Consider the following 12,708-nt stretch of genomic DNA (forward strand, 5'->3'; position numbering starts at 1 on the left):
TAAAAATTTCACGACTTTCAGAAAGGCTTATTTTGCCGTCTGAGATCAGGTGATACGATAGCCATAAAAGTACTTTTCACCGTGAGCCCACTGCATCGAAGAAATTTGTGAAACGAAGCTCATGACCTCCTCAAATTTTTCATCGCTAATAAGATCATCATAAAATACAGGACATTGCACGCCACTCCACATTGATAACAATGTTGGAATATCAGCAAGCGGGAAGGACGTTTTCTTTTGCCGGGCTATGGCAGTAGCTTCAATAAGGGTTCTGGTTAAAGTCCCTGCAAACGCCTCTATGCCACTGTAATAATATTTCTTCAATTCACATTTTTTTGCAAACTCGGTGAAGCTAGCACTTAATTCATTAATATCCGCATTTTCGCTATCAGATTTTAACGGAAGAATTTTTCCAATTGATGTAAGAACGGTTTCTTCAATTGAGGTGCCATCGTATTCCTCAAGCAAAGCAAAGAGATATGGCACGATCTGCAGGGAGAGAGTATGAGGAGCATAAAGTGCTACCGAGAATACCTCATCATGATCGCCACGAGCTAATAAATTTCCGAGGAAATCAACGTCTTCATGCCTCGCAATATAACAATACAGCCTTATAGCTTGCCGCCGAATAGCAGGCTCAGAGCATGTAAGAATGAAGCCCTCGAGTGAAGATCTTGCCGAGAAATCACCGTATTTCAATCGCGAACATAATTCCAGTAGTTTTGTCTTCGCGTCTTCATTCGATCGTTTCTCAATAAGGTCCATTGAATCAGTTTTTGGTCCAAACCAAGGCCCAGGATGTAAAATATCAAATTCTTTCATTGGCATACTCCAAAATTAACGAAGACCTTGTGCGCGCTGCCATTTTAATACTTGATTTTGAAACACGGTTGCTTCCGTATGTCGTGGATTTAAGCCAAACTTGAATATTCCACCAGGTGTTTCCTGGTAGATTTTCAATATCTTAGCGTTTTCTTTTCCATGGCCAGCTGCGCTATAAAAAGATAAGTCCAGTCCGTTAAGTGTCGACGCAGGTATGGTTGATTCACCTGTAAAGGTTATATTTTCCGGAGTATTCTTTCCGCCAAGAGCAAGCCCTTGGACATGATGTCCTTTCGGTAATACTCCTTGTTGTACTGCTACTTGATATTCGCGACGTGCCTCCTGAAGACTAGCGCCAGAGACCACAGATGTGCCTGGAGTATCTGGATGAGGAAAGAATTCAGGGTTTTGGTCATGCAGCTTTTTAGCTCTTTCATAATGAGGTCCATAAACTTGTTGGCCGATAGTTGTTTTGCTTTGGCCATGTAGCGCCTTCTCATTACTGCTATTTCCAGTGCCACAATTCTCACAGTCGTTGTCTTTTCCTGCCTTGGCGGCGCCGTTCTGACCATCAGCTGTCTGCTTAGCAGATTTCTCCAATGCTGCTTCGCTAGCCTCCTTGGCAATCTTAGCCTCTTTCGCGGCCGCTTCAGCAGCCTCAGCCTGCTTTTCAGCCTTCTTCAGCTCCGCCAGTTTAGCGGTCATCTTCGCCAGCGTCTCGCGCAGCGCATTGATCTTCTTCGCCGCGCGCACCGCCTTGGCCGGCTTGGCCAGCGCATCGCCAACGTACGGCACCATGCTGGCAACGCTCATCCCTGCGCCAAACCAGTCGCCTTTACGTACCGCAAGACCCGCTCCGATCAGGTCGGAAGTCGGGGTCGGATCGACCATCCCCGCCACGTCAGCCGCGCTGGCGGCCAGTTCCCATTTCAGTTCAGTGTCAGCCTTGGCCAGCGCCTCGGTAGCTTCCGCGATCTGCTTGCGGATATCCGCCAAATTCATCATTGTCATCGTTATCCCTTCGCTCAGGCCAGGGCCGATGGTTGATGTTCGAACAGCGCGTCATAGCGTTTGTTCTGAGCGATCTGGTCCCACACCGCTTCATCAAGATCGTCGATGACACGCTCCAGGCGTTCATCCGGCGGGATGGATTCGTCGCGCAAGCCGCGTCGCACCGAGGGATGGTCGTCGAACGATGGAGAGACCGACATCATCAGACCTGCGAACAGAACCTGGTCATCGGCAGTGTGGATGCCATAGCTGGAGCAGCGGGCAACGGCCGCGATGGCGATCTCGCGGACCATGGCGTGCTCCATGCCATCGAGAGACTCCGGGCAGGTCTCGACCCAGTGCTGCACGATGCGGTCGTACAGCACTTCCTTGTCGTAGTACATCAGCTGCTCGCGCTGTGCGTCGGTCAGGGGCATCGGCATCGCGACATAGCGCGACACGGGAGCTGCATCGTGTGGCGCAGTGATCGTGTAGTACTGCCGGCGTCGTGGTTCCCATGCCGTCCATTCGCGCACGGGCGCGAAGAAGTGCCGCCGTTGTTCGGCGTCGAGGGCGGAGGGCAGTCCCAGCAGGATGCGCGGGTCCCAGAAACGCAGCACCACGAGGTCATCGTCGTTGATCACGCAGGGCATGCGGCTGGTGAGCATCGAGCCCAGTACCGGCAGGCTGAGGTGGCTGTCGATCCAGGTGACGCTCGGCGTCCTGCGCTCGTACGGCAGCAGCCATTCGTGCAAGGCGCTGCGTGTATCGTCGGCCGGGACTTCGATGAGAATCGGCGAGGCCGACAACAGGTCTTCTTCAGGCGTGTCTTCGAACAGCGAATACCAGCGGACACTTGCGAACCGGCTGGTCAGTTCTCTGAAAGCGTCGTCATGGACGGCGCAATCGACGAGTGCGTAGCGCTGGATGGGGCCTTGGTCTTGATTGAGCATGGATAAAATCGTTGTCACGCGTCAGCGCCGCAGGAAACTGCTGCCCTTCGCGGCAGCATTCTTCAGGCATTCAATGCAAATGGTGGTCTTAGCGGAAGGCAGGGCGGCCAGGTTCGCAGCCTCGTTGCCGCCGCTGTCGAAAATATGCTTCCCACCCTTCACCGTGAAATTCCCCGGGCAGGCAAACGTGATGTTCGATCCCTCCAGCGTCACGGACGACTGCCCGGCCTGCAGCACAATCTTCTGCTTGGCCTTGATCTCGATGCAGTCGTTGACGGAAATGACGATCACTTCCTTGTCCGCCAAAATCTCCAGCTGGTCGGTATGAGCCTGCAATGACACCGGTCCGTTCCCGGCAAACGCCTGTACGCCGCCTTCATACGTGTACAAGCCGGTCGCTTCGGCCGAAACGGAGGACACGGTGTGCGCCGCTGCCATGTGCAGGTCCGACTGGGTCGACCACTGCAACTGCTCGCCGGCGAACAGCACGGTCGATGCGGGAGAAGCCCAGTTGACGGTGGACGTCGAATCCATCACCACCAGCGGCGCCCCGAATTTTTCCACTGGTGCGGAGCCATCGAGCTCGCGCGTGCCGGCCTTCGCCTTCAGCGCATCCTGCCCGTTGACGGCACCTTCGTACTTGCCCTTTTCTTCCGGATCGATCAGCGCCAGCACATCCTTTTGTGCCTGCACCGCGGTCTCGCTGGTCAGCGCCTGCTGTGCCTTGGCCGATTCGAGCACCGCCTCGTCGAGCCTTTGCGCCGCCTTCAGCGAGCCGACGGCTTCCAGCGTGTCCATCTGTGTCGAAGCGACGCCGGAGCCCTGGCCCGGCCGAGAGGCCGTGGTCAGCAGCACGCCTTCACCCCCGCGCACCACGGCCCACGCATCGGTGCGCAATTCAAAGCCGCTGCCGCGATAGCTGCCGCGCTGGGCCGAGCCGGGCGACTGGGCGATCAGGTAGCCGAGGTTGAGCTGCGAAGCGGCCAGCGAAGTGGCCAGGCGCATGCGCAGCTGGCCCTGCGTGTCGTCGAGCTGCCACTGGTTGTAGCCGCCGCCGTCGAAGTTCTGCGTGTGGATGCCGGAAATCGTGCCAGCATGGTTCACGCCCGAGTCGATGCCGGCGGAGAACGGTGGCGTATCGGCGCCGGTGTACAGCTGCGCGACGATGACAGGGCGGTCGATGTCGTTTTCGAGGAAATCGACCAATACCTCGGTGCCGATGCGCGGCGTGAACTGGGAACCCCAGTTCGGGCCGGCCAGCGCTTCGGCCACGCGCACCCAGGTGCCCGAGCGTTCGTCGCCGGGAGCGCTGCCTTCCTCATCGATATCGTGCGCCATGCCGCCGGCATTGGCGGAGGCGCCACGCTGCCATGCGAACTGCACGCGCACCTGATGGTCGCGCACCGTGGTGGCCACCTCGTTGGCGACACCGACGACGAGGGCGGTTTGCGGGCCCAGCGCCGTATGGGCATGGGGCAGGGCGGTGGCGACGGGGACCAGCGACACCGCTTCGCGCACGCAGCAGAAGCGGTTGCGGTAGGTGCCCGGCTCGACCTTCGCGTGCCGGTCGGCCAGTTGCGGTTCGAAGTTGTTGCGCGCTTCGTGCTCGACCCACAGCACCTTGAAGGCATTGTCGCCTTCGTAGCGCTCGTGCTGCGTGAGCGTAAACGCGTGGCCGGCGGCCAGGCGCCGCACCGCGCCTTCGCCCGTAAACAGCTTGTTTTCCAGTTCCAGCGCCTGCAGCATCAGCTGGCTGTGGCTATCGCCATCGTCGCTGGCGATGCGCTCGCCGCTGCCATCGAACACGGGCAGTGGCGGCACTTCGCCGGCGTCGAGCATCGATTGCTGTTCGGCGGCCGGTGCCATTACCTGGGCCGGATCCCAGCTGCTGATCGACACCGCATTGGCGCGCACTTGCCGGCGTGCGCCGAAGGCGTCGATGGCGTCGTCCGTGTCGCTGGCGCGCATGCCGTGGAAGCGGATCGCCGGATTGCCGGGCGTGGCCGGGGCGGCGGCCAGGCTGTCGAAGATCACCAGCTTGTGGCGCGCCTGGCCGTCGCCGGTCGCTTCGGCCTGGTCATGCTCGAAGCGCCACGACAGGCCTTCCGAAGCCATCAGGCGCACGAAGAAGTCGTAGTCGCTTTCGCGGTACTGGGTGCAGATCGGGCGCGTGGCCAGTTCCTGGGTGACGTCGAACTCGAAACGCAGTTGCGGATAGTCGGCGAACAGTTCGGTGACGATGTCCTGCGCGTTCTTGTCCTGGAAGATGTAGCTGTCGCGGCGCAGGCGCAGAAGGGCCAGCGCCGGTTCCAGGTGCAGGCGGTAGCGCGCCACGCCGCCGTCGGCACCGAGCCAGTCGGCGCGGGTGCAGATGCCGTGCCAGGCGCGGCGCGAGTCGTCCGGCTGCAGCAGCGTGACGGTCAGCTCTTCGCCGATGAAGGCGTCGAGCGGCAGGTCGGTCGAGGTGCTGAGGGCGTCGACATCGAACGCATACAGCTCGTTGACCGCTTCGCGGTCGGCGAAGCGCTCGGCCGAGTGCGCGGATCAGTATGAACGTGGTGGCCAGCACTCGCGGCGGAAAGTCACTGCGCAGATTGCGGACGATCTGGTCGGGCCGATTATCTATAAAGTGAGCCGGGATTCAATCCGCTTATCAACGCTCACCTATTTGCTGCCATCAAAAAGTGTGTATGAGGTGCACAAAAATACCGCGCCGAGTTTATCAGTAGTCAAAATTAGCTTCAAATTTCCATGTGTCGTTCGGGCCAAGGCTTATTATATATTGCACCTTCGTCCAAGTTTTACCTTTCTGAGAAAAACACCTCACAAGCTGATAAAGGGCATCGATTAGCTCATGTGTAGCGCTGACTACCTCTCTATGGTCTTCTGGGCTGCTGATTGCAATCGCTAATTTTTCTTTGCCGCCATGCACGCGACGTTCGACAGTCATTACTGCCGAGTTCCAGTGCTCCGGAGTAGCCGCGATTAACTCCTCAACAATTAGTCGATCGATGGGTGCTTGTAGTTCCTGTAGTGTTGGCATACTTTACCTATTAAACACTCTAATAGCTTCGCCGACCTTCCCGTCGAGCGTGATCTAGGTGGAAACAGCGAACGGTCGTGTTCGCCAAAAATCCGCCAAGAGATCAATGACTCTGGATTGTCCGATCGCGAGGCCGCCAAGGTGTTCAATATCATTCGCGCCACCGCGGCCAAATGGATCAAGCGGGACGACGTGCAGGACCGCTCGCATCGTGTTCATACCCTGCATACAACCCTGAGCGTGGTCCAGGAACTCGTTGTGCTGTCATTGCGCCAGACGCTCTACTTGCCGCTGGACGATCTGCTTTACATCACCCGGCAATACATCAATCTGGAAGTATCTCGTTCGGGTATTGCACGACTGCTCAAACGCGAAAGCATGGCACGGTTGGAGAACGTAATTGCTCAAGCTGAAGGCGAAACAGTCACGTCCAAGAAGACCTTCAAGCACTATGAGCCAGGCTTTCTGCACGTCGACATCAAATACCTGCCGCAGATGCCAGACGAGACTTCACGCCGCTATCTGTTTGTGGCCATCGACCGCGCCACGCGCTGGGTGTTCCTGCACATTTACAGCGATATGACAGAGCGTAGCAGCGTTGATTTTCTACGCCGTTTGAAGCTCGCTTCTCCGATCAAGATTACCAAAATATTGACCGACAACGGCTCGCAATTCACCGACCGCTTTGCCACCAAAGACAAGAAGCCCAGCGGCAACCATGCCTTCGACAAGGTCTGTGTAGGCATGGCGATCGAACATCGCTTGGCGCCGCCACGGCACCCGCAAACCAACTGCATGGTTGAACGTTTCAATGGCCGCATCAGCGAACTCATAGCGCAGACACGCTTCGATAGCAGAGCTGATCTGGAGGCCACCTTGCTAAATTACCTCAAGCTTTACAACCACCATATCCCACAGCGAGCAATCGGCTCGACAACGCCAATCCAATCGCTCAAGGAGTGGCAAAAGCGCAAGCCTGAGCTATTCGTCAAACGCGTCTACGATCAGACGGGACGCGACAGTTACACTTCTTTTGTCGCCATCATCGATGAAGCCACTAATTGCGATACCGAGAACCGGAAATGTGTAAATGCCACCTCTTCCACCACGGAGCCATCCATAGCCACGAGCGCGTCCATTACGGCAGGCATACGAACAGCATACTGACAGCCTACGACCCGGATCCGAAAAGGATACGGACAGATTACGGGGCCGACCCACCCGTCAGTTTTGTGATCTTACGCCAGGTCCTCATGCCGCAATAAGGCGAAATCTTTCGCCCCTTGGTTTATTTTCTCCTGCAAATCCGCCGAACGTGCCGTGTCATTTACATAGAATAAAATTTGATGAGCTGGGAATGATATTTCAGCGGGCTCACCATCAATCGGGTCAACATTTCGTTTCAAGACAAAATGCTCATCATTAGTCTTTCCCCACTGAAAATACTCCCCTCCCTGATAGTCACTTTCTCGAATATTGAATTGGATGCCAAGGGAGGATTCCAAAACATTCTTGGCCCCTTCAATGTCATCCGACACGAAACCGTAAAGGTCGTAGACCGCCATATGCTCATCTCTTTCCAGGTAATATCACGCTCGGCGCTCTCTGAGCAGCCGTCGCCGGATTGTTATAAATCATAAAATTGACTTCCCTGCCAGCTTGCTGCCCCATTTGGCTCGACAGATCTCGTAAGCCAAGTGCCCGCAAATCGCGCGCTGATAGGGGGCCAGTACGAGTTCCACCTGAGCGTAAGCCTATGCCCAAATCTTGCGCTCGGGCCAACAAAGCAGGATCTGCAAGTGCAACATCAAAGTCACTCAAGCGGCCAACATCGAAAGGCTGGCCAGTTTTGAAGCTCTTACCGGTGACAGCACTTCCTTGAAGTAACGGCTCCGCATTCTCGTAACCGGCACGGCCCAGCCCGGTACGCATATTGCTACCGAATTGGGCAAACTCTTCCATGTTGGCGAAGCCATGCGGCACTGTGCTATTTGCCCCCTTTGTGCCGCCATCATTTGCGTTACCCGCTTGCTTGCCACCACCCGAACCGCAATCCTCACAGTCCTTATCTTTTCCTGCCTTGGCTGCGCCCTTCTGACCATCAGCTGTCTGCTTGGCAGATTTCTCCGCAGCCGCTTCACCAGCTTCCTTGGCAATCTTAGCCTCTTTCGCCGCGGCCTCAGCAGCCTCGGCCTGCTTCTCAGCCTTCTTCAGCTCCGCCAGTTTAGCGGTCATCTTCGCCAAGGTCTCGCGCAGCGCGTTGATCTTCTTCGCCGCGCGCACCGCCTTGGCCGGCTTGGCGAGCGCGTCGCCAACGTAAGGCACCATACTGGCAACGCTCATCCCGGCGCCAAACCAGTCGCCCTTGCGTACAGCGAGGCCAGCGCCAATCAGGTCGGAAGTTGGCGTGGGATCGACCATCCCCGCCACGTCCGCCGCACTGGCGGCCAATTCCCATTTCAGTTCAGTGTCAGCCTTGGCCAGCGCCTCGGTAGCTTCCGCGATCTGCTTGCGGATATCCGCCAGGTTCATCATCGTCATCGTTATCCCTTCGCTCAGGCCAGGGCCGATGGTTGATGTTCGAACAGCGCGTCATAGCGCTTGTTCTGAGCGATCTGGTCCCACACCGCTTCATCAAGATCGTCGATGACACGCTCCAGGCGTTCATCCGGCGGGATGGACTCGTCACGCAAGCCGCGTCGCACCGAGGGGTGGTCATCGAACGAAGGAGAGACGGACATCATCAGTCCTGCAAACAGAACCTGGTCATCGGCAGTGTGGATGCCATAGCTGGAGCAGCGGGCAACGGCCGCGATGGCGATTTCGCGGACCATGGCGTGTTCCATGCCATCGAGCGACTCCGGGCAGGTCTCGACCCAGTGCTGCACGATCCGGTCGTACAGCACTTCCTTGTCGTAGTACATCAGCTGCTCTCGTTGCGCGTCGGTCAGCGGCATCGGCATCGCGACATAGCGCGACACGGGTGCCGCATCGGACGGTGCGGTGATCGTGTAGTACTGCCGGCGTCGTGGTTCCCAGGCGGTCCATTCGCGCACCGGTGCGAAGAAGTGCCGCCTTTGTTCCGCGTCGAGGGCGGAGGGCAGTCCCAGCAGGATGCGCGGGTCCCAGAAACGCAGCACCACGAGGTCATCATCGTTGATCACGCAGGGCATGCGGCTGGTGAGCATCGAGCCCAATACCGGCAGGCTGAGGTGGCTATCGATCCAGGTGACGCTCGGCGTCCTGCGCTCGTACGGCAGCAGCCATTCGTGCAAGGCGCTGCGTGTATCGTCGGCCGGGACTTCGATGAGAATCGGCGAGGCCGACAACAGGTCTTCTTCAGGCGTGTCCTGGAACAGCGAATACCAGCGGACACTTGCGAACCGGCTGGTCAGTTCTCTGAAAGCGTCGTCATGGACGGCGCAATCGATGAGTGCGTAGCGCTGGATGGGGCCTTGGTCTTGATTGAGCATGGATAAAATCGTTGTCGCGCGTCAGCGCCGCAGGAAACTGCTGCCCTTCGCGGCAGCATTCTTCAGGCATTCAATGCAAATGGTGGTTTTCGCGGAAGGCAGGGCGGGCAGGCTGGCAGCCTCGTTGCCGCCACTGTCGAAGATATGCTTCCCACCCTTCACCGTGAAATTCCCCGGGCAGGCAAACGTGATGTTCGACCCGTCCAAGGTGACGGAAGACTGCCCCGCCTGCAGCACGATCTTCTGCTTGGCCTTGATCTCGATGCAGTCGTTGACGGAAATGACGATTACTTCCTTGTCCGCCAAAATCTCCAGCTGGTCGGTATGGGCCTGCAGCGACACCGGTCCGTTCCCGGCAAACGCCTGCACGCCACCTTCATACGTGTACAAGCCGGTGGCTTCTGCCGAAACGGAGGACAGGGTGTGCGCGGCCGCCATGTGCAGGTCCGACTGCGTCGACCACTGCAACTGCTCGCCGGCGAACAGCACGGTCGATGCGGGAGAAGCCCAGTTAATGCTGGACGTCGAATCCATCACCACCAGCGGCGCCCCGAATTTTTCGACGGGTGCTGAGCCATCGAGCTCGCGCGTGCCGGCCTTCGCCTTCAACGCATCCTGCCCGTTGACAGCACCTTCGTGCTTGCCTTTTTCTTCCGGATCGATCAGCGCCAGCACATCCTTCTGCGCCTGCACCGCGGGTTCGCTGGTCAGCGCCTGCTGCGCCTTGGCCGATTCGAGCACCGCCTCGTCGAGCCTTTGCGCCGCCTTCAGCGAGCCGACGGCTTCCAGCGTGTCCATCTGCGTCGAGGCGACGCTGGAGCCCTGGCCCGGCCGTGAGGCCGTGGTCAGCAGCACGCCTTCACCCCCGCGCACCACGGCCCAGGCATCGGTGCGCAATTCAAAGCCGCTGCCGCGATAGCTGCCGCGCTGGGCCGAGCCGGGCGACTGGGCGATCAGGTAGCCGAGATTGAGCTGCGAAGCGGCCAGCGAGGTGGCCAGGCGCATGCGCAGCTGGCCTTGCGTGTCGTCGAGCTGCCACTGGTTGTAGCCGCCACCGTCGAAGTTCTGGGTGTGGATGCCGGAAATCGTGCCGGCATGGTTTACGCCCGAGTCGACGCCGGCCGAAAATGGTGGCGTATCGGCGCCCGTGTACAGCTGCGCGACGATGACAGGGCGGTCGATGTCGTTTTCGAGGAAATCTACTAATACCTCGGTGCCGATGCGCGGCGTGAACTGGGAACCCCAGTTGGGGCCGGCCAGCGCTTCGGCCACGCGCACCCAGGTGCCCGAGCGTTCGTCGCCGGGGGCGCTGCCTTCTTCGTCGATATCGTGGGGCATGCCGCCAGCGTTGGCGGAGGCGCCACGCTGCCACGCAAACTGCACGCGCACCTGATGGTCGCGCACCGTGGTAGCCACTTCGTTGGCGACACCGACGACGAGGGCGGTCTGCGGGCCCAGCGCCGTGTGGGCATGGGGCAGGGCGGTGGCGACGGGAACCAGCGGCACGGCTTCGCGCACGCAGCAGAAGCGGTTGCGGTAAGTTCCCGGTTCCACGCGCGACCGGCCATCCTTCAGCTGAGGCTCGAAGTTGTTGCGCGCCTCGTGCTCGACCCACAGCACCTTGAAGGCATTGTCGCCTTCGTAGCGCTCGTGCTGCGTGAGCGTAAACGCGTGGCCGGCAGCCAGGCGGCGCACCGCGCCTTCGCCGGTAAACAGCTTGTTTTCCAGTTCCAGCGCCTGCAGCATCAGCTGGCTGTGGCTATCGCCATCGTCGCTGGCGATGCGCTCGCCGCTGCCGTCGAACACGGGCAGTGGCGGCACTTCACCGGCGTCGAGCATCGATTGCTGCTCGGCGGCCGGTGCCATCACCTGTGCCGGATCCCAGCTGCTGATCGACACCGCATTGGCGCGCACTTGCCGGCGCGCGCCGAAGGCGTCGATGGCGTCGTCCGTGTCGCTGGCGCGCATGCCGTGGAAGCGGATCGCCGGATTGCCGGGCGTGGCCGGGGCGGCGGCCAGGCTGTCGAAGATCACCAGCTTGTGGCGCGCCTGGCCGTCGCCGGTCGCTTCGGCCTGGTCATGCTCGAAGCGCCACGACAGACCTTCCGAAGCCATCAGGCGCACGAAGAAGTCGTAGTCGCTTTCGCGGTACTGCGTGCAGATGGGGCGCGTGGCCAGTTCCTGCGTGACGTCGAACTCGAAGCGTAGTTGCGGATAGTCGGCGAACAGTTCGGTGACGATGTCCTGCGCGTTCTTGTCCTGGAAGATGTAGCTGTCGCGGCGCAGGCGCAGCAGGGCCAGCGCCGGTTCCAGGTGCAGGCGGTAGCGCGCCACGCCGCCATCGGCGCCGAGCCAGTCGGCGCGCGTGCAGATGCCATGCCAGGCGCGGCGCGAGTCGTCCGGCTGCAGCAGCGTGACGGTCAGCTCTTCGCCGATGAAGGCATCGAGCGGCAGGTCGGTCGAGGTGCTGAGGGCGTCGACATCGAACGCATACAGCTCGTTGACGGCTTCGCGGCCGGCGAAGCGTTCGGCCATCAGCGATTCGGGCAGGCTGCGGTCCTGCGCGCTGGCGAGCGTGATCAGCCGGGCATGCTGCGATAACCCGGTACCGAAGCGCCCCAGCGCCGAAATAACGGACTGCAGGTCCATCAGGGCAGGGTGATGGTCAGGTTGGCCGCGCGCGGCGCCATCTTGACGACATCGTTGTAGGCCGCCATCCGCTGTTCGGTGTTCTTGCCGATCATGGTGCGCAGGCCGATGTAGCCGAGCGCGCAGATCAGCATGAACATCGTCGCCAGCACCCACAGCGGGAAGTCGCTGCGCAGCTTGTTGACGATCTGGTCGGGCCGGTCGGCATGGGGAGCGAAGCCGCCGCGCTTGCCCTTCATGTGGGCGATCTCGTCGCCCAGGCGCGAGGTGAAGTAATTGAGCTTCTCGGAGCCTTCGAGCATGTAGCGGCCCTCGAAGCCCAGCAGCAGGCACATATGGAACACTTCCAGCGCCTGCAGGTGCGTGCTGCCGCGCACGCGCAGCGCCTCGAGGCGGTGGTAGAAGTTTTCGCCGGCCAGCTGCTCGCCGAACAGCATCAGCTGCAGCGGTTTCCTGCCCCAGCTGTCGCGGATCGAGAAGTTACTCTTCAGGATGATCTCGTCGACCGCCGCGCAGAACGCGTACTTGGCGGCGTCGATATCGTCGGCCGAGGCGCCGTGCTTCTTGGCGTTGCGGCCGAATTCATCGAGGAACTGCGTCATCCGGGTGGCAAAGTCGCTGTCGTTCTGCGGCGCGTTGCCGTTCTTGAGCATGAACAGCGCGTAGAAGCCGTCGTACATCAGGTCGAGCAGGGTCTGCGGCGCTGCGCTGGCATTGGCCGCGGCGGGCGCGGCATCCATCAGGGAAGGAGCTGTCATCGTATTCATCAAACGGGGAA

General features: G+C 59.6%; 10 protein-coding genes and 2 pseudogenes. 1 reads left to right on the forward strand and 11 read right to left on the reverse strand.

Annotation, left to right across the window (positions count from 1 at the left end):
- Positions 1-45 precede the first annotated feature (45 nt).
- The 6 genes and pseudogenes from imm47 to OU994_RS11200 all read right to left on the reverse strand — a co-directional run bounded on the left by imm47 (position 46) and on the right by OU994_RS11200 (position 5,808).
- A complete protein-coding gene (imm47, locus tag OU994_RS11180; RefSeq protein WP_281610790.1) occupies positions 46-822 on the reverse strand; it encodes an Imm47 family immunity protein in 777 nt (258 codons plus the stop codon).
- A gap of 15 nt (positions 823-837) precedes the next feature.
- Positions 838-1,833, reverse strand: coding sequence for a hypothetical protein (locus OU994_RS11185; protein ID WP_281610791.1), 996 nt, complete (start codon positions 1,831-1,833; stop codon positions 838-840).
- A 14-nt stretch (positions 1,834-1,847) separates the two neighbouring features.
- Positions 1,848-2,765, reverse strand: a complete 918-nt coding sequence (locus OU994_RS11190; RefSeq protein ID WP_281610792.1) for a DUF4123 domain-containing protein — start codon at positions 2,763-2,765, stop codon at positions 1,848-1,850.
- Positions 2,766-2,786: 21 nt separating this feature from the next.
- Positions 2,787-3,506, reverse strand: a complete 720-nt coding sequence (locus tag OU994_RS31640) for a DUF2345 domain-containing protein (protein WP_307731921.1) — start codon at positions 3,504-3,506, stop codon at positions 2,787-2,789.
- Between the two features lie 9 nt (positions 3,507-3,515).
- Positions 3,516-5,282, reverse strand: a pseudogene (locus OU994_RS11195) (type VI secretion system Vgr family protein); the annotation flags it as partial.
- A 205-nt stretch (positions 5,283-5,487) separates the two neighbouring features.
- Positions 5,488-5,808: a hypothetical protein gene (locus tag OU994_RS11200; RefSeq protein WP_281610793.1), complete on the reverse strand. Its 321-nt coding sequence runs from the start codon at positions 5,806-5,808 to the stop codon at positions 5,488-5,490.
- Between the two features lie 90 nt (positions 5,809-5,898).
- On the opposite strand from OU994_RS11200, the pseudogene OU994_RS11205 reads away from it, so the two are divergent.
- Positions 5,899-6,828: pseudogene (locus OU994_RS11205) on the forward strand (IS481 family transposase); the annotation flags it as partial.
- Positions 6,829-7,046: 218 nt separating this feature from the next.
- On the opposite strand, the gene OU994_RS11210 reads toward OU994_RS11205, so the two are convergent.
- From OU994_RS11210 to icmH, 5 genes are read right to left on the reverse strand one after another with little or no spacing between them, the layout of a single operon-like run.
- Positions 7,047-7,373 (reverse strand): hypothetical protein, encoded by a 327-nt coding sequence (locus tag OU994_RS11210; protein ID WP_281610794.1) that lies wholly within the window; start codon positions 7,371-7,373, stop codon positions 7,047-7,049.
- A gap of 4 nt (positions 7,374-7,377) precedes the next feature.
- Positions 7,378-8,349 (reverse strand): hypothetical protein, encoded by a 972-nt coding sequence (locus OU994_RS11215; RefSeq protein WP_281610795.1) that lies wholly within the window; start codon positions 8,347-8,349, stop codon positions 7,378-7,380.
- 14 nt (positions 8,350-8,363) lie between these two features.
- On the reverse strand, positions 8,364-9,281 hold the full coding sequence (locus OU994_RS11220; protein WP_281610796.1) for a DUF4123 domain-containing protein: 918 nt from the start codon (positions 9,279-9,281) through the stop codon (positions 8,364-8,366).
- A gap of 21 nt (positions 9,282-9,302) precedes the next feature.
- Positions 9,303-11,930 (reverse strand): type VI secretion system Vgr family protein, encoded by a 2,628-nt coding sequence (locus tag OU994_RS11225; RefSeq protein WP_281610797.1) that lies wholly within the window; start codon positions 11,928-11,930, stop codon positions 9,303-9,305.
- Positions 11,930-12,697, reverse strand: a complete 768-nt coding sequence (icmH, locus tag OU994_RS11230) for a type IVB secretion system protein IcmH/DotU (RefSeq protein WP_281610798.1) — start codon at positions 12,695-12,697, stop codon at positions 11,930-11,932. Before icmH ends, OU994_RS11225 begins: the two co-directional genes overlap by 1 nt.
- Positions 12,698-12,708: the final 11 nt, after the last annotated feature.

The sequence above is a fragment of the Pseudoduganella sp. SL102 genome (assembly GCF_027856995.1).
In the GTDB taxonomy this organism is placed as follows: domain Bacteria; phylum Pseudomonadota; class Gammaproteobacteria; order Burkholderiales; family Burkholderiaceae_D; genus Rugamonas; species Rugamonas albidiflava.